Annotated in this window: 15 protein-coding genes, 1 tRNA gene and 1 pseudogene; 8 read left to right on the top strand and 9 right to left on the bottom strand. The window is 71.9% G+C overall.

Features of this window, described 5'->3' with window-relative positions; translation table 11 throughout:
• Positions 1-65: 65 nt before the first annotated feature.
• Both ACX9I7_RS23375 and nth read right to left on the bottom strand, forming a co-directional pair.
• The gene (locus ACX9I7_RS23375; RefSeq protein ID WP_459388398.1) at positions 66-782 is read right to left on the bottom strand and encodes an NUDIX hydrolase; all 717 of its coding nucleotides are present in this window, start codon (positions 780-782) and stop codon (positions 66-68) included.
• An 83-nt stretch (positions 783-865) separates the two neighbouring features.
• On the bottom strand, positions 866-1,678 hold the full coding sequence (gene nth, locus ACX9I7_RS23370) for an endonuclease III (protein WP_459388397.1): 813 nt from the start codon (positions 1,676-1,678) through the stop codon (positions 866-868).
• Positions 1,679-1,985: 307 nt separating this feature from the next.
• Here nth and ACX9I7_RS23365 point away from each other — a divergent pair, with 307 nt between their 5' ends.
• Complete coding sequence (locus tag ACX9I7_RS23365) at positions 1,986-2,660, top strand: Crp/Fnr family transcriptional regulator (protein WP_004939715.1); 675 nt, start codon at positions 1,986-1,988, stop codon at positions 2,658-2,660.
• Between the two features lie 97 nt (positions 2,661-2,757).
• Here ACX9I7_RS23365 and ACX9I7_RS23360 read toward each other — a convergent pair whose 3' ends face one another.
• The 4 genes from ACX9I7_RS23360 to ACX9I7_RS23345 form a co-directional block, all read right to left on the bottom strand.
• Positions 2,758-3,588, bottom strand: a complete 831-nt coding sequence (locus tag ACX9I7_RS23360; protein WP_189455960.1) for an MBL fold metallo-hydrolase — start codon at positions 3,586-3,588, stop codon at positions 2,758-2,760.
• Positions 3,585-4,490 (bottom strand): NUDIX hydrolase, encoded by a 906-nt coding sequence (locus tag ACX9I7_RS23355; RefSeq protein ID WP_387573448.1) that lies wholly within the window; start codon positions 4,488-4,490, stop codon positions 3,585-3,587. The genes ACX9I7_RS23360 and ACX9I7_RS23355 overlap by 4 nt, the downstream gene beginning before the upstream one ends.
• Before the next feature lie 98 nt (positions 4,491-4,588).
• Positions 4,589-5,053 (bottom strand): RidA family protein, encoded by a 465-nt coding sequence (locus ACX9I7_RS23350; RefSeq protein WP_459388396.1) that lies wholly within the window; start codon positions 5,051-5,053, stop codon positions 4,589-4,591.
• A complete protein-coding gene (locus ACX9I7_RS23345) occupies positions 5,050-5,211 on the bottom strand; it encodes a DUF4177 domain-containing protein (protein ID WP_232031662.1) in 162 nt (53 codons plus the stop codon). The genes ACX9I7_RS23350 and ACX9I7_RS23345 overlap by 4 nt, the downstream gene beginning before the upstream one ends.
• A 97-nt stretch (positions 5,212-5,308) precedes the next feature.
• On the opposite strand from ACX9I7_RS23345, the gene ACX9I7_RS23340 reads away from it, so the two are divergent.
• Together ACX9I7_RS23340 and ACX9I7_RS23335 are read left to right on the top strand one after the other, a co-directional pair.
• Entirely contained in the window at positions 5,309-6,331 is a 1,023-nt protein-coding gene (locus ACX9I7_RS23340; protein ID WP_459388395.1) for an ArsA family ATPase, read from the top strand.
• Positions 6,332-6,360: 29 nt separating this feature from the next.
• On the top strand, positions 6,361-7,998 hold the full coding sequence (locus ACX9I7_RS23335) for an ArsA family ATPase (protein WP_459388413.1): 1,638 nt from the start codon (positions 6,361-6,363) through the stop codon (positions 7,996-7,998).
• Positions 7,999-8,210: 212 nt separating this feature from the next.
• Here ACX9I7_RS23335 and ACX9I7_RS23330 read toward each other — a convergent pair whose 3' ends face one another.
• Positions 8,211-8,546, bottom strand: coding sequence for a WhiB family transcriptional regulator (locus tag ACX9I7_RS23330; protein WP_189455966.1), 336 nt, complete (start codon positions 8,544-8,546; stop codon positions 8,211-8,213).
• A gap of 385 nt (positions 8,547-8,931) precedes the next feature.
• Here ACX9I7_RS23330 and ACX9I7_RS23325 point away from each other — a divergent pair, with 385 nt between their 5' ends.
• A complete protein-coding gene (locus ACX9I7_RS23325; RefSeq protein ID WP_459388394.1) occupies positions 8,932-11,271 on the top strand; it encodes a transglycosylase domain-containing protein in 2,340 nt (779 codons plus the stop codon).
• A gap of 100 nt (positions 11,272-11,371) precedes the next feature.
• On the opposite strand, the gene ACX9I7_RS23320 is transcribed toward ACX9I7_RS23325, so the two are convergent.
• Positions 11,372-11,836, bottom strand: a complete 465-nt coding sequence (locus ACX9I7_RS23320; protein WP_358632129.1) for a GatB/YqeY domain-containing protein — start codon at positions 11,834-11,836, stop codon at positions 11,372-11,374.
• Positions 11,837-12,047: 211 nt separating this feature from the next.
• On the opposite strand from ACX9I7_RS23320, the gene ACX9I7_RS23315 reads away from it, so the two are divergent.
• The 4 genes from ACX9I7_RS23315 (at position 12,048) to ACX9I7_RS23300 (ending at position 16,291) form a co-directional block, all read left to right on the top strand.
• Positions 12,048-12,974, top strand: coding sequence for a metallophosphoesterase (locus tag ACX9I7_RS23315; RefSeq protein ID WP_459388393.1), 927 nt, complete (start codon positions 12,048-12,050; stop codon positions 12,972-12,974).
• Between the two features lie 37 nt (positions 12,975-13,011).
• On the top strand, positions 13,012-13,797 hold the full coding sequence (locus ACX9I7_RS23310; protein ID WP_459388392.1) for a Pr6Pr family membrane protein: 786 nt from the start codon (positions 13,012-13,014) through the stop codon (positions 13,795-13,797).
• Between the two features lie 46 nt (positions 13,798-13,843).
• A tRNA-Pro gene (locus tag ACX9I7_RS23305) sits at positions 13,844-13,917 on the top strand.
• Between the two features lie 478 nt (positions 13,918-14,395).
• Positions 14,396-16,291 carry a S9 family peptidase gene (locus ACX9I7_RS23300; protein ID WP_459388412.1) on the top strand — a complete coding sequence of 632 codons (1,896 nt, stop codon included), beginning with the start codon at positions 14,396-14,398 and terminating at the stop codon, positions 16,289-16,291.
• Here the strand turns inward: ACX9I7_RS23300 and ACX9I7_RS23295 are convergent.
• Positions 16,176-17,057 (bottom strand): annotated as a pseudogene (locus ACX9I7_RS23295) (SURF1 family protein); the annotation flags it as partial. The gene ACX9I7_RS23300 and the pseudogene ACX9I7_RS23295 sit on opposite strands and share 116 nt — an antisense overlap.
• Positions 17,058-17,082: the final 25 nt, after the last annotated feature.

Below are 17,082 nucleotides of genomic sequence, written 5' to 3'. Positions count from 1 at the left end.
GCCTCGCATTGATGCCTCGTATGGATGTCGTCGTGGCCGGCGGAGGGGCCACCGTCTCATGCCCGTCAGGAGTGGCGGTCCAGCGGGACCTCCCGATCGCGGTCCCAGGGCCGCTCCCAGCCCGCGTAGTGGAGGATCCGGTCGATCACTCCGGCCGTGAAGCCCCACACCAGGGCGGTGCCCACCTGGAAGGCGGGGCCGCGGTGGCCGCTGGGGTGGACGGCCATGGCGCGGTGCTCGGGGTCGGTGAGGTGGGAGACGGGGACGGTGAAGACGTGAGCGGTCTCCAGCGGGGAGACCGGCGCGACGGGGCTGGGCTCGCGCCACCAGCCCAGGACGGGCGTGACGACGAAGCCGCTCACCGGGATGTAGAGCCGGGGCAGCACGCCGAAGACCTGCACCCCGGACGGGTCGAGCCCGGTCTCCTCCTCGGCCTCACGCAGCGCGGCCCGCACCGGACCGTCACCGTCCGGATCGCCGTCCTCGGGGTCGAGGGCGCCGCCGGGGAACGACAGCTGCCCGGCGTGCGAGCGCAAGCCGCCGGCCCGCTCCAGGAGCAGCAGCTCGGGGCCCCGCGCGCCCTCGCCGAAGAGGATGAGCACGGCGGACTGCCGCCCGCCCGTCTCCGGCGGGAGGAACCGGCTGAGCTGCCGCGGCTCCACGGTGCGCGCGGCGCGCTCCACCGGCTCCAGCCACTCGGGCAGCCCCCGCGCGGTGACGGTGACCGCCGAGGCCCCCGCGATCCCGGTCTCCCCCGTGCCCGCGCCGTACGTGCTCGCCATCCGTCTCCCCCGGTGTTCGTCTGCCGCGCCCCGGTCCTGCGGGGCGCGGTCCCGTGCCATGCGGTTGTGCGGCGTGCGCTCGGTCACTCGGCTCCCAGGGGGCTCGCGGGCAGGCCCGGATAGTCCGCCGGGGGCTTGAGGCGCTGGCCCGGCCGCCCGCCCATCTCGTACTTGAGCAGCTTCTTCGCCTTCTCCGGGTCCGTCTCGCCCTCTCCGTACGACGGGCAGAGCGGGGCGATCGGGCAGGCGCCGCAGGCGGGCTTGCGGGAGTGGCAGACGCGGCGGCCGTGGAAGATCACGCGATGCGACAGCATCGTCCACTCGCTCTTCGGGAAGAGCGCGCAGACATCCGCCTCGACCTTCTCCGGATCCTCCGCGTCCGTCCACTTCCAGCGGCGGACGAGGCGGCCGAAGTGGGTGTCGACGGTGACGCCGGGCACTCCGAAGGCGTTGCCCAGGACGACGTTGGCGGTCTTGCGGCCGACGCCGGGCAGCGTGACCAGATCCTCCAGCCGGCCGGGCACCTCGCCGCCGAAGCGGTCGCGAAGGGCGGTGGAGAGGCCTATCAGGGACTTGGCCTTGGCCCGGAAGAAGCCGGTCGGCCGGATCAGCTGCTCCAGCGTCTCGGGGTCGGCGGCCGCCATGTCCTCCGGTGTGGGGTAGGCGGCGAAGAGCGCGGGCGTGGTCTGGTTGACCCTCAGGTCGGTGGTCTGGGCGGAGAGGACCGTGGCGACCAGGAGCTGGAACGGATTCTCGAAGTCCAGCTCGGGATGGGCGTACGAATAGACCTCGGCGAGCTCACGGTTGATCCGGCGGGCGCGGCGCACCAGCGCGGTCCGCGACTCGGCCTTCGCGGCCGCCGGTTTCTCCACCGGCTTCCCCACCGACTTCTCCACCGGAGATTTGTTCGTTTTTGCGGATTTCGCCTTCTTCGCGGCGGGGCGTTCGCCCACAGCGGAATCACGGGCCGCGCTCACCCTTCCGGCCCCCCTGCCCTGTGCTCTCACCGGCGTATTGGACACCCGGCCAGACTAAAGCCCAGCACTGACATCCGCCCCGACCGCAGGAAAACCACAGCCCAATCGGACCCCTGCCGTAGGGCTCCGGGCGACGATGCGCCACACTTGTGTTTGATCACACAGTTTTACCGACGGGCATCATGGGGACCACGGTCCTCTGTGCATGTCGACAAGGAGAGAACTCGTGGACGACGTTCTGCGGCGCGCCCCGCTCTTCGCGGCGCTCGATGACGAGCAGGCCGCTGAGCTGCGCGCCTCCATGGGCGAGGTCACCCTCGCGAGGGGCGACGCCCTGTTCCACGAAGGGGACCCCGGCGACCGCCTCTACGTGGTGACCGAGGGCAAGGTGAAGCTCCACCGCACCTCGCCCGACGGCCGCGAGAACATGCTGGCGGTCCTCGGCCCCGGCGAGCTGATCGGCGAACTGTCCCTCTTCGACCCGGGCCCGCGCACCGCCACCGCGACCGCGCTCACCGAGGTCAAGCTGCTCGGTCTCGGCCACGGCGACCTCCAGCCCTGGCTCAACGCCCGGCCCGAGGTCGCCACCGCCCTGCTGCGCGCCGTCGCCCGCCGACTGCGCCGCACCAACGACTCGATGTCGGACCTCGTCTTCTCCGACGTCCCCGGCCGCGTCGCCAAGGCCCTGCTCGACCTGTCGCGCCGCTTCGGCGTCCAGTCCGAAGAGGGCATCCACGTCGTGCACGACCTCACCCAGGAGGAGCTCGCCCAGCTGGTCGGCGCCTCCCGTGAGACCGTCAACAAGGCCCTCGCGGACTTCGCGGGCCGCGGCTGGCTCCGCCTGGAGGCCCGCGCCGTGATCCTGCTGGACGTGGAGCGCCTCGCCAAGCGCTCCCGCTGACGCGGAGCCCACGACAGACGGGCCGGGCCGTGTGGGGTGCGATGCGCACCCCACACGGCCCGGCCCAGTCGTTTCCAGGCGCCTACGGGCGGGCCCGTCAGATCAGCCCGTGCTCGTCCAGGTAGTCCAGCTGCGCCCGCACCGAGAGCTCGGCCGCCGGCCACAGCGCGCGGTCGACGTCCGCGTAGACCGCCGCGACGACCTCCTCCGCCGTGCGGTGGCCGTTCTCGACGGCCGTCTCCACCTGGGCCAGCCGCTTGGCCCGGTGCGCGAGGTAGTACTCGACCACGCCCTGGGCGTCGTCCAGGACAGGGCCGTGCCCCGGCAGCACCGTCCGCACGCCCTCGTCCACGGCGAGCGCGCGCAGCCGCCGCAGCGAGTCGAGGTAGTCGCCGAGACGGCCGTCCGGATGCGCGACGATCGTCGTGCCCCGGCCCAGCACCGTGTCGCCCGTGAGGACCGCGTCGTCCGCCGGCAGGTGGAAGCAGAGGGAGTCGGCCGTGTGGCCGGGTGCGGAGATCACGTGCAGCTCCAGCCCGCCCGTCGTGACGACGTCGCCCACACCGAGCCCCTCGCCGCCCAGCCGCAGCGCCGGGTCCAGGGCCCGCACCTTGGTGCCCGTCAGCTCCGCGAACCGGGCCGCGCCGCCGGAGTGGTCGGCGTGGCCGTGCGTCAGCAGCGTCAGCGCGACGCGCAGCCCCGCGGCCTCGGCGGTGTCGACGACCCTCCGCAGATGGGCCTCGTCCGCCGGCCCCGGGTCGACCACGACGGCCAGCTCCGAACCGGGCTCCGCGAGGATCCAGGTGTTGGTGCCGTCCAGCGTCATCGCGGACGGGTTGGGCGCGAGCACACAGGTCGCCCGGGCGGTCGCGGGGCCGCCGATGGCGCCGGGGCGCGGGTGTCCGGGCAGATCGGTCGTGTGCGTCATGCGTCGGCTCCCGAAGGTCCAGGGGCGATGTGCTCGGTGTCATGTTTGGCGGCGACGTGTTTGGTGAACTCGTCGTGGCCGGGCCAGCTCAGCACGATCTCTTCCCCGACGAGCCGCGCCCGCGCCAGTACGGGCGTGAGATCCCGGTCACCCGAGGCGGCCAGCACCTCGTCGACGGTGCCATAGGGGCTCAGCGAACGCAGCGTGGAGATGGTCGGCGGCATCATCATCAGCTCGCCCCTGTCGTAGCCGGCCGCAGCCTCGGCGGGTGCCGTCCAGACGGTGCGGTCGGCCTCCGTGGAGGCGTTGCGGGTGCGCTGCCCCTCGGGCAGCGCGGCGACGAAGAACCACGTGTCGTAGCGACGCGGTTCGAACTCCGGGGTGATCCAGTGCGCCCACGCCCCCAGCAGATCGCTGCGCAGGACCAGGCCGCGCCGTTCCAGGAGCGCGGCGAACGACAGCTCACGGGTGACCAGCGCCGCCCGGTCGGCCTCCCAGTCGTCCCCCGTGGTGTCCGCGACGACCGTGTCCGGGGTGGGGCCCGCCAGCAGCACGCCCGCTTCCTCGAAGGTCTCGCGGACGGCGGCGCAGACGATGGCCTGCGCCCCGGCGGCGTCAGTCCCCAGTCGCCGGGCCCACTCCTCGCGGGCCGGACCGGCCCACGGCACGTCGCGCTCGTCGCGCGGGTCGACGGAGCCCCCCGGATACGCGTACGCGCCTCCGGCGAATGCCATGGAGGCGCGTCGGCGCAGCATGTGAACGGCGAGGCCGCCCTCCCCGGCACGCAGCAACAGGACGGTGGCGGCACGGCGCGGCGCCACGGGCCGGAGCTCGCCCCGGGTGAGCGCTCTGATCCGGTCCGGCCACTCCGGCGGGTACCACTGGCCGTTCGAAGTCGACATGGCCGGATGCTATGCGCTCACGCCCGGATGTTCGAGAGGGACGATCAGCCCCGAACCCCGGCTCAGACCCGGACCTCGCCCCAGTCCCGGACCTCGGCTCAGTCCCGGACCTCGACGAGGAACTCGACCTCGACGGGGGCGTCCAGCGGCAGCACCGCCACGCCCACGGCCGAACGGGCGTGCACGCCCTTCTCGCCCAGGATCTCGCCCAGCAGCTCGCTGGCGCCGTTGAGGACGCCCGGCTGGCCGGTGAAGTCCGGCGCGGACGCCACGAAGCCGACCACCTTGACCACGCGGACGATCTTGTCCAGGTCGCCGATGACGGACTTCACGGCGGCCAGGCCGTTGAGCGCGCAGCGCGCCGCCAGCTCCTTGGCCTGCTCCGGGCTGACCTCGGCACCGACCTTGCCGGTGACGGGGATCGCCCCGTCGACCATCGTCAGCTGGCCCGCGGTGTGGACGTAGGAGCCGCTGCGCACGGCCGGCTGGTACGTGGCCAGCGGCGGCACGACGTCGGGCAGGGTCAGCCCGAGCTCGGCGATCCGGGCCTCGACCGTGCTCACGCCTTCTCCCGCTTGAGGTAGGCCACGAGCTGCTCGGGGTTGTTCGGCCCCGGCACGACCTGGACCAGCTCCCAGCCGTCCTCGCCCCAGGTGTCCAGAATCTGCTTGGTCGCGTGCACGAGCAGCGGCACGGTGGCGTATTCCCACTTCTTGGTCATGGGCCCGACTGTAATGCCTGATACCGGCGACCTCCGTAACGCCTGATACCGACGGCCTCGTGCGTAGCCCGCGCGGCGACTGGTTAGGCTCCGCATCATGAGCAGGCTCCATGTCGTCAGCGGCAAGGGCGGTACCGGCAAGACCACGGTGGCCGCGGCCCTCGCACTCGCCCTCGCGGCCGAGGGGAAGCGGGCGCTGCTGGTCGAGGTCGAAGGCAGACAGGGCATCGCGCAGCTCTTCGAGGCGGAGGCGCTGCCCTACGAGGAACGGAAGATCGCCGTCGCGCCGGGCGGGGGCGAGGTGTACGCGCTCGCCATCGACGCCGAACGGGCGCTCCTCGACTACCTCCAGATGTTCTACAAGCTCGGCAGCGCCGGCCGGGCGCTGAAGAAGATCGGCGCGATCGACTTCGCGACGACCATCGCGCCGGGTCTGCGGGACGTCCTGCTCACCGGCAAGGCGTGCGAGGCGGTGCGCCGCAAGGACCGCACGGGCCGCTTCGTCTACGACTACGTGGTCATGGACGCGCCGCCCACCGGGCGGGTCACGCGCTTCCTCAACGTCAACGACGAGGTCGCCGGACTGGCCCGGATCGGGCCGATCCACAATCAGGCGCAGGCCGTGATGCGGGTCCTCAAGTCGCCGGAGACGGCGGTGCACTTCGTGACGCTGCTGGAGGAGATGCCGGTCCAGGAGACCGCGGACGGCATCGCGGAACTGCGGGCGGCGGGGCTGCCGGTCGGCGGCGTGGTGATCAACATGGTGCGGCCCGAGATCCTCGACGAGACGGCCGTGGAGGCCGCCGCCAACGGCAGCCGCCCGGAGGTCGCGCGCGCCCTCGCGTACGCCTTGGAGCGCACGGGCTCCGGTGGCGCACAGCGCGCGGGGCTCGCCGAACCGCTCGTCGACCCCCTGCTGCGGCAGGCGCGCGAGCACACCGAGCGGCTGGCCCTGGAGCACCGGGGGCGTGCGGACGTGGCACGGCTGGACCTGCCCACGTACGAACTCGAGCTGCTCGGCGACGGGGTGGACCTGGCGGGGCTGTACCGCATAGCGCGCGAGCTGAGGAAGCAGTTCGCGCGGGGAGAGGCGAGCGAGCGACAGGGAGTGGGCGGGTGAGCGTGGAACCGGCGGCGGAGCCGCTCGGAATGGACCCGATCCTGGACGACCCGCGCACCCGCATCGTGGTGTGCTGTGGCTCCGGGGGCGTCGGCAAGACCACGACCGCGGCGGCCCTGGGCCTGCGCGCGGCCGAGCGCGGCCGGAGGGTCGTCGTCCTCACCATCGACCCGGCCCGTCGGCTGGCGCAGTCGATGGGGATCGACGAGCTCGACAACGTCCCCCGCCGGGTGCCCGGGATCGACGGCTCCGCCGGCGGCGAACTCCACGCCATGATGCTCGACATGAAGCGGACCTTCGACGAGATAGTCGAGGCGCACGCCGACGGGGACCGCGCGCGGGCGATCCTGGAGAACCCCTTCTACCAGTCCCTGTCGGCCGGCTTCGCGGGCACGCAGGAGTACATGGCCATGGAGAAGCTCGGCCAGCTCCGCGCCCGGGACGAGTGGGACCTCATCGTCGTCGACACCCCGCCGAGCCGTTCGGCGCTGGACTTCCTGGACGCGCCGGGCCGGCTCGGCTCGTTCCTGGACGGCAAGTTCATCAAGGTGCTGATGGCGCCGGCGAAGATCGGCGGCCGGGCCGGGATGAAGTTCCTGGGCGTGGGCATGTCGGTGATGAGCGGCCCCCTGAACAAACTGATGGGCGCCCAACTCCTGCGGGACGTACAGACCTTCGTCGCCGCGATGGACACCATGTTCGGCGGATTCCGTACCCGTGCTGATGCCACGTACCGGCTGCTGCAAGCGCCGGGTACGGCCTTCCTGGTCGTCGCCGCGCCGGAGCGGGACGCGCTGCGGGAAGCCGCCTACTTCGTCGAGCGGCTGGCGGCGGAGCGGATGCCGCTGGCCGGGCTGGTGCTCAACCGGGTGCACGGCAGCGGGGCGGCGGGGCTCTCCGCGGAGCGCGCCCTCGCCGCGGCGGAGGCGCTCGCGAACGGATCGGCGGACGCGGGTGGCGACCCGGTGGGAGGGCCCTCGGGAGGGGCTCCGGAATACGCAGAAAATCTTGACGGCGACGGCATTGTGGATCGTGGCAGCGGGCAGGCTGGCTCACGTACCGCCGGCGACCCTGGCACCCTCACTCCCACGGACACGTCCTCTCCCGAGAGCGGCTTCCCCCAGCCCGCCGCGTCCGCAGGAACGAGCGCCTCGGTGGCCTCCGCGCCGGTGACCTCAGCACCGGCGACCTCCGCGTCGGCGGCCTCGGCATCGGTGCCGCGCCCCGCAGGGGAAACCGACCCCGCCGCGGATTCGGGTTCCCCTACGGATTCCGCCATGTCCGCGGCGTCGTCGTCCGCGGCGTCCCCGGCACGGATCGCCGCCGGGCTGCTGCGGCTGCACGCCGAGCGCATGCAGGTGCTCGCCCGCGAGCGGCGCACGCGCGACCGCTTCACCGCGCTGCATCCCGAGGTCCCGGTTGCCGAGGTCGCCGCGCTGCCCGGCGATGTCCACGACCTGGCGGGACTGCGGGCGATCGGCGACCGCCTCGCGGACCAGACGGGCGGCCATGCGAGCGTTCAGACGATCGGTCAGACGGATGGCCGGCGGAACGGCCGGCCGGACAGCCAGGTGGACGGCGGCGCGGAAAGTACCGACGAAGGTACCGGCGATGCTGCCGTGGAGGGTGCCGGGGGCGCCGACGAGGGCGCGTCCGCGTCGGGCTGAGGGGGCGCGACGTCGGGGCCGTGCGGCGCCGCGTCGAAGGCCGTCCGCACGCGGGCGGTCGTACCGTCGCCGTCGGACCGTCACCGTCGTACGGCCATCACCGCTCCGCGGCGGACCGCTCCGCGTGTGGTGGGCGTAGGGGCACCCCGTCGGACGTCCAGGCCGGACGCTGGGCTGCCGGCCCCGTCGGCCTACGGCGGTGCGTGCGCCCGCTAGCCGACGGCCGCGTACTCGTCGTACTCGGGCTCGCCCAGCGGCAGGATGCCGGCGCCGCGCTCGTACTCCGTTCGAGCGGTCTCCAGGAGCCTGCGCCACGACGTGACCGTGGGGCGTCGCCGCAGCAGGGCGCGCCGCTCGCGCTCGGTCATGCCTCCCCAGACACCGAACTCGACGCGGTTGTCCAGCGCGTCGGCCAGGCACTCGGTGCGCACCGGGCAGCCGGTGCAGACCGCCTTCGCCCTGTTCTGCGCTGCGCCCTGAACGAATAGTTCATCCGGATCGGTCGTGCGGCAGGCGGCCTGCGCACTCCAGTCGGTTACCCAGCCCATGCTGGCGCCGTCCTCTCCCGAATCGAGGCTCCCCCACGGCGGCAGCGGCATATTCACCGTTGCCAGTTGAGGACGTTACGGAAGGCGGACAGGGGGCAACACCCCCTTCGGGCCCAATCTTGAATGGCCCGAACGGACTATGCGTATGCGGCAGATCACCCAACGGAGTGAGCCGACGACATCACGGACCATTCCCTCCATAGAGGGGTGATCCACCCACCCCTCGACCGACAATGAGGGACATGAGCGGCAATACGGGCACCTCTCATCACTCACAAGAGTGAGAGTGCAGGTGATGCGGGGGAGCATCGCCGTGACTGGCGTGAAACAGCGTAGGCGAACACACCTGCGTCTGTCCGCCGAATGAGAACGTAGGCTTCCCCCCATGGCTATGAAGCGCTCGGACGAGGGCCCCTCCAGGGCCCGACAGGCCGCGAAGTTCCTCAGTGTCAGCGTGCTTTCGGGCGTGGTGCTGGCAGGTCTGGCCCTACCGGGCATCGGCGCTTTCGGCCTGGTGGCCAAGGGCACGGTCGAGGGGTTCGACGAGATCCCCGCCAACCTCAAGACGCCGCCGCTGAGCCAGCGCACCACCATCCTCGACGCCGAGGGCGGCGAGATAGCGAAGGTCTACTCCCGCGACCGCACCGTGGTGCCGCTGAACGACATCTCGCCCTACATGCGTCAGGCGATCGTCGACATCGAGGACGCGCGCTACTACCAGCACGGCGCGATCGACCTCAAGGGCGTGCTCCGCGCGGCCAACAAGAACGCCCAGTCCGGCGGCGTCTCCGAGGGTGCCTCGACCCTCACCCAGCAGTACGTCAAGAACGTCTTCGTCGAGGAGGCGGGCGACGACCCCGAGAAGGTCGCCGTGGCCACCCAGCAGACGATCGGCCGCAAGGTCAAGGAGCTGAAGTTCGCCATCCAGGTCGAGAAGGAACTCGGCAAGGACCGCATCCTCAACAACTATCTGAACATCACCTTCTTCGGGCAGCAGGCCTACGGGGTCGAGGCCGCCTCCCAGCGCTACTTCAGCAAGCACGCCAAGGACCTCACCCTGGGCGAGTCCGCGCTGCTGGCCGGCACCGTCCAGTCGCCCAGCCGCTACGACCCGGTCTACGCGCCCAAGGAGGCGACCAAGCGGCGGAACACCGTCCTCCAGCGCATGGCCGAGCTGAAGCACATCACCCCGGCGCAGGCGGCCGCCGAGCAGGCCAAGCCGCTGGAGCTGAAGGTCAGCCGGCCCAAGAGCGGTTGCATCACCGCCGTCAACGGCGCGGGCTTCTTCTGCGACTACGTCCGTGAGACGTTCCTCAACGACCCGGTCTTCGGCAAGACGAAGGAGGCCCGGGCCAAGCGCTGGAACGAGGGCGGCCTGGTCATCCGCACCACGCTCGACCCGCAGACGCAGAAGTCCGTGCAGAAGTCGATCACCGATCACGTCTACCAGAGCGACTCGGTGGCCACCGCCGTGTCGATCGTCCAGCCCGGCACGGGCAAGATCCTCGGCATGGGCCAGTCGCGCCCGTACGGCTTCGGCGACCACATGACGCAGATCAACCTCTCCGCCGACAAGGCCATGGGCGGCTCGAACTACGGCTTCCAGGTGGGCTCGACCTTCAAGCCGATCCTCGCGGCCGCCGCGCTCGAGCAGGGGATCTCGCCGTACAAGACGTACTCCTCGCCGTTCCGGATGCCGTACCCGGACGAGGTCGAGACGTGCGGCAAGACGTGGAAGAACAGCGGCGGCGAGATGGTCCAGAACGAGAACCGCAGCGAGGCCGGCCCGTACGGGATGAAGGAGGCGACCGCCAAGTCGGTCAACACCTACTTCATCCAGATGATCGAGGACACCGGTGTCTGCCCGGTGATCAAGATGGCGGACAAGATGGGCATCAAGCCCGCCGGCGGCGGCAAGTTCGAGCAGGTCCCGTCAATCGCGCTCGGCACCGAGGGCCTCTCCCCCCTCACCATGGCCTCCGCGTACGCGACCTTCGCCAACCACGGCACGTACTGCACCCCCGTCATCGTCGAGTCGGCCACCGGCCCCGACGGCAAGAACCTGCGGGTGCCCAAGACGAAGTGCTCGCGCGCGATGTCCGAGCAGACCGCCGACACCGTCAACACCCTCCTTCAGGGAGTGGTCGAGGACGGCACCGGTAAGGAAGCCGGCCTCAGCGGCCGGGACAGCGCGGGCAAGACGGGTACGACGGACGAGCGCCGGGCCGCCTGGTTCGTCGGCTACACCCCGAACATGGCCGGCGCCGTCTGGGTCGGCGGCCCCGGCGCCAAGGGCGTCGAGATGGAGAACATCACCATCGGCGGCGTCTACCACGACAAGGTCTACGGTGCCGACACTCCCGGCCCCATCTGGCGTGACGCCATGACCGGCGCGCTCGAGGGCAAGGACGCGCCGACCTTCGGCACCGTCCCGATGCCGGGCACCGACAAGGGCTCCGGGGGTGGCTCCACCGCCGGCACCGGTGGCTCCGGCGGTGACGACAAGCGCGGCAACGGCCGCGGCGGCCGCAAGCCGGGCAAGCCCGGCGGCGGCAAGCCCGGTGCGGGGGGCAAGCCCGGCACCGAGCCGGGTGCCCAGACGGGCGGGCAGCCGGGCGGCCAGCCCGGTGACACCACCGGCGACGGCAAGCCGGACACGCCGACGGCACCCGGCGGGGCGGCCCAGGGCGTGATCGCCGACCCGGCCGGCGGGCAGCAGCAGTAGCCGGCGGTAGACAGCGAAAAGGGGGCGCCCCGACCGTGACGGTCGGGGCGCCCCCTTTTACGTACGCGTTTACGTAAGCGGGCTGTGCGCGCAGGCTGGATCAGCCGACGAGCAGGCTCTTCACCGCGGCGGCGACACGGCCGCCCTCGGCGCGGTCGCCCACCTTCGGCTTCACGATCTTCATCACGGCGCCCATGGCCTGCGGACCCTCGGCACCGGCCGCCTTCGCCTCGGCCACGGCGTCCGCGACGATCGCGGTGAGCTCCTCGTCCGACAGCTGCTGCGGCAGGTACCGGGCGAGCACCTCGCCCTCGGCGCGCTCACGCTCGGCGGAGTCGGCGCGGCCACCCTTGTCGAAGGCCTCGGCGGCCTCGCGGCGCTTCTTCGCCTCGCGCACGATGACCTTCAGCACCTCGTCGTCGGAGAGCTCACGGGCCGTCTTGCCGGCGGTCTCCTCGTAGGCGACGGCGGACAGGGTGAGACGGAGGGTGGAGGAGGTCAGCTCGTCGCGCGCCTTGATGGCGGCCGTGAGGTCGTCGTGGAGCTTGGACTTCAGCGTGGTCATGCCGCAATCTTCGCATCCCGCCCGCTCACGTGCCCCGTATTAACCGCCGGGCGCGAACGGGGCGGCCGACGCCGGGCCGACCGGCCGACCGGCCGTCCGCCCGACTGCGCGGCGTTGGGCCCCTTTTGGCCTCTTGACCTCTCCCATGAACTCCCTTGCCCGCCCGGGACCATGGCCGACGCACCCCCGGCCGTCTGCGACGATGGACGACATGCGTGCGCGATACGGAGTACCCCTGGGAATCACGGCGGTCGGCGCGGCGGGCCTCGCCTACGCCGCCGGCTTCGAAGTCCGTTCCTTCCGGCTGCGACGGGTCACCGTGCCCGTCCTCCCGCAGGGCATGCGACCGCTGCGGGTCCTCCAGGTGTCCGACATCCACATGGTCGGCGGCCAGCGCAAGAAGCAGCGCTGGCTCCAGTCGCTCGCCGGACTGCGCCCCGACTTCGTGATCAACACCGGGGACAACCTCTCCGACCCGCAGGGCGTGCCCGAGACCCTCGACGCGCTCGGCCCGCTGATGAACTTCCCCGGCGCGTACGTCTTCGGCTCCAACGACTACTACGGCCCGAAGCTGCGCAACCCCGCCCGCTACCTCTTCGAGCGGGCCAGCGGGCGGCACGGCCTCAACGGCAACGCCCCGATCGTCGGCGCGATCCACAACCCGTGGGAGGAGCTGCGCGACGCCTTCGACACGGCGGGCTGGGTCAACCTCACCAACACCCGGGGCTCCCTCAAGATCGACGGGATGGAGATCGCCCTCACCGGCCTCGACGACCCGCACATCAAGCGGGACCGCTACGACCGGGTGGCCGGTGGCCCGCAGGAGGACGCCGACTTCTCCATGGGCGTCGTCCACGCCCCCTACCTGCGCGTCCTGGACGCCTTCACGGCCGACCGCTACCCGCTGATCCTCGCCGGGCACACCCACGGCGGCCAGCTGTGCATCCCCTTCTACGGCGCGCTGGTCACCAACTGCGACATCGACCCCGACCGGGTGAAGGGCCTGTCCACCCACCGCGCGGGCGGCCACCAGTCGTACCTCCACGTCTCCGCCGGCTGCGGCACCAACCGCTACACCCCGGTCCGCTTCGCCTGCCCGCCCGAGGCCACGCTGCTCACCCTCGTCCCCCGCGACTGACCAGGGGCCTTCCGGAGGCCGCACGTACGGTGGGGGGATGACCGACCCGACTTCCCCCACCACCGCGCGGACCGGCCTGCCCGACACGGAGGCCGATGCAAGGCCCGCCGCGGAGGCCGTCCCGGCGTCCGCGGCGGCCCCGGCAGGCCGCCGCCCCGTCGCGGCGGCCTTCCGCGCGCTCATCGCCCTGGCGGCACTCACCGGCGTCGCCCTGGACACGATCGACTCCGGCGACCTGGGCCGGCTCTTCAGCTACTTCACGATCCAGTCCAACATCCTGCTGGCGATCGCCTGCGCCTGGTCCGCCCACCGCGCCTGGACGGGCCGCCCGGCCCTCTCCCCGCGGATCACGGGCGGCGCGCTGCTCTACATCTCCATCACGGGTCTGGTCTTCCACTTCGTGCTGTCGAACGACGCCAGCGGCTTCGCCATGACCAGCCAGCGCACGCCCCTGGAATCGATCGCCAACCAGCTCCTCCACACCGCGACCCCCCTCGCGGCCGCCCTCGACTGGCTCGTCCTCACGGCCCCCGGCGGCTTCCTCCTCCGCCACGCCGGCCAGTGGCTGGCCTACCCCTTCCTCTACCTCCCCTTCGCCCTGATCCGCGGCGCCCTCCTCGACCCGGGCACCGAGGGCCGCTACCCGTACCCCTTCCTGGACGTCGATCTCCACGGCTACGTCGGCATCCTCGGCAACGCCGTCGTCTTCGGTCTCGCCTTCTACGGCCTGGCCCTCGCCCTCGTCCTCCTCGACCGCGTCCGCCCCCACCAGCGCGGCCTCGGGAACCGGATTTCACCTACGGGCTCCAGTCGGCTAAAGTAGTCCTCGTTGCTCCGGAGCCCGCAAAAAACGGGAGCCGGTCGCACATCGGGGTGTAGCGCAGCTTGGCAGCGCGCTTCGTTCGGGACGAAGAGGTCGTGGGTTCAAATCCCGCCACCCCGACAGGTGAATAACCAGCTCAGGCCCGGTCTTCTCGCAGAGAAGACCGGGCCTGAGTCGTTTGCTGGAGCGCCTGGGGGGTGAGCGGGGAGTAGATCTTGGAAAGCGGAATCTCCGGGATCCCGCTACCGGCGACCCCTCAGCGGCACATCCAAGGCCGGGCAGGTGATGTAGGACACATCGCCCGCCGTATCTCCAGCGCCGCTTCCCAGGCGCTCCTTCGCTCACCGGCGACCCATGCGAGCCGCGCAGGTGAACGGCTCCCGTCACGCTCGCGTCGGTCGTGACAGCGGTGCTCGCGTTGAATTCGGGTGTGACGTCCCCAATAGCGCTGTAACCAGGGGTCGCAGAGCGGTCGTCAGCAGCTCGGCGGCCAAGTTATCCACAGGCTCGGACGCTCTCCGACGCGTTGTCGGCTCGGCGGCGCAGAATGGGGGGCATGACTGAGAGCAACGGGTCCCTGCGAGGCGGTGCGGCCGAGATGCCCATCGCCTCCATCGCCGCCATGCCGGACTGGGAGAAGCGCTTCCGGGCGCCGCGTACGGGGCTGCCGAGGTGGGCCGAGGACGCCCCGGACCGGTCGCTGTTCACCTCCAGCGCCACGGGGACCTTCGAGCTGTACGCCTGGGACCGGGCCACGGGCACGCAGCGCCAGGTCACGGACCGGCCCAATGGGACGACGGGCGGAGTGCTGTCCCCGGACGGGGAGTGGATCTGGTGGTTCTCCGACACCGACGGGGACGAGTTCGGCGTCTGGGTCCGCCAGCCCTTCCACGGTGGGCCCGACGAGCCCGCCGCGCCCGGCCTGGAGCCGTCGTACCCGGACGGGCTGGCGCTCGGGCGGGACGGGACGGCCGTCATCGGCCGTTCCACGGACAAGACGGGCTCGTCCGTCCACGTCATAAGGCCCGGCCACGACGCCGTGGAGATTTACCGGCACCAGCAGTCCGCGGCCGTCGGTGATCTGTCCCACGACGGCACGCTCATCGCCATAGAACACACCGAGCACGGTGACGCCATGCACTCCGCCGTCCGCGTCGTGCGCGTCGACGGCACGGCCGTCGGCGAGCTCGACGACACCCGTGGCGGCACCGAGGAACTGGGCCTGTCCGTGATGGGCTTCGCGCCCGTCGACGGGGATTCGCGGCTGCTCGTCGGCCACCAGCGGCGCGGCCGCTGGGAGCCCATGCTGTGGGACGCGGTCACGGGTGAGGAGACCCCGCTCGACATCGACCTGCCCGGCGACCTCGAGGCCGGCTGGTACCCCGACGGCTCCGCGCTGCTCATCGTCCACGGCTACCAGGCGCGCAGCGAGCTGTGGCGGTACGAGCTGGGCAGCGGCGGGCTGACCCGGCTCGACACCCCGCCGGGCACGGTGTCCGGGGCGCTGCCGCGCCCGGACGGGACGGTGGAGTTCCTGTGGTCCTCGGCCGCCAAGCCGCCGGTCGTGCGGTCGACGGCCGGGCATGTGGTGCTGGAGCCGCCGGCGGCGGCGCACGGCATCACCCACGCCCCGGACTCGGTGCCGGTCACCGACGCCTGGGTCGAGGGGCCGGGCGGCAGGGTCCACGCGCTGGTGCAGCAGCCTGCGGGCGAGGGCCCGTTCCCGACGGTCTTCGACATCCACGGCGGCCCCACCTGGCACGACAGCGACGCCTTCGCGGCCGCGACCGCCGCCTGGGTGGACCACGGGTTCGCGGTCGTCCGGGTCAACTACCGGGGCTCCACGGGTTACGGGCGGGCTTGGACGGACGCCCTCAAGCACCGCGTCGGGCTGATCGAGCTGGAGGACATCGCCGCCGTCCGCGAGTGGGCCGTGGCCTCGGGGCTCGCCGACCCCGAGCGGCTGGTGCTGGCCGGCGGGTCCTGGGGCGGCTATCTGACGCTGCTGGGCCTGGGCACCCAGCCCGAGTCCTGGGCGCTGGGCCTGGCCGCCGTGCCGGTCGCCGACTATGTGACGGCCTACCACGACGAGATGGAGGCCCTGAAGGCCCTGGACCGCACCCTGCTCGGCGGCACGCCCGAGGAGGTGCCGGAGCGCTACGCCGCGTCGTCACCGCTGACGTACGTCGACGACGTGCGCGCCCCTGTCTACATCTCCGCCGGGATGAACGATCCCCGCTGCCCGATACGTCAGGTGGAGAACTACGTCGAGCGGCTGAAGCTGCGCGGCCACCCGCACGAGGTCTACCGCTACGACGCGGGGCACGGCTCGCTGGTGACGGAGGAGCGGATCAAGCAGCTTCGGCTGGAGATCGCTTTCGCCGAGCGTCATCTGGGCCGTCCGGCTTCGAGCCAGCCGGCTTCGGGCCGTCCGGCTTCGGGCCAGCCGGGTTCGGGCCGTCCGGCTTCGGGCCGTCCTGGTCCTCGGGGGTGATGCCCAGCGCCAGGTCCCGGGCGGCCTCGGCCTCGCGGCGGAAAAGCCGGAACCACATGAAGGCGACGAAGCCGGCGAAGACGAACCACTCACCGGTGTAGCCGAGGTTCTGGAAGGCCTTGAGGTCCAGGCCACTGTTCGGGGGGGCGGCCGGGGGTACGGCGGTCAGTGGGGCGGGCGCCTCGCGCAGGGTGATCCACGCGTCGTACACCTCGTACGGCACCAGGTTCACCAGCGAGGCGGCGCTGATCACGCCGACCTGGCCCTGGGGCAGCCCTCCGGAGGAGTGGACGCCCTTGGACGTCGGGCTCTCCGAGGACTGGAGCGCACCGGTCACGGTGACCTCGCCGGACGGCGGGGCGGGCACCTTGGCGGCATCGGCGGACGCGTCGGCGGCGCCGGGCAGCCAGCCCCGGACGACCGGCAGGGCCTTCCCGCCGTCGGTGCGCAGCAGGGTCAGGACGTAGAAGCCCTTGCGCTCGTCGAGGTCCCGGTCGGGTACGAGCAGCTGGTGCCCGGTGTCGTAGCGGCCGGTGGCGGTGGCCTGTCGTCCGGAGGTCTCGGTGCTCACGGGCAGCAGTTCGCGCAGGGGCGCGGAGGCGGCCGCCCGGGCGTCGTCGGCCTGGGTCTGCTGCTCGCGGTGCGAGTCGACACGCGTCTCGAAGCGGCTGAGCTGCCAGCTCCCCATGAACAGGCAGAAGGGGATGGCCAGCACGGCGAAGACGTTGATCCACCACCAGCGGGGAGTCAGCAGGAACCGATACACACCACCACGGTACGGGCACCGCCCC

Source organism: Streptomyces sp. L500, assembly GCF_054551825.1.
This window is presented reverse-complemented; position numbering and strand designations above follow the sequence as displayed.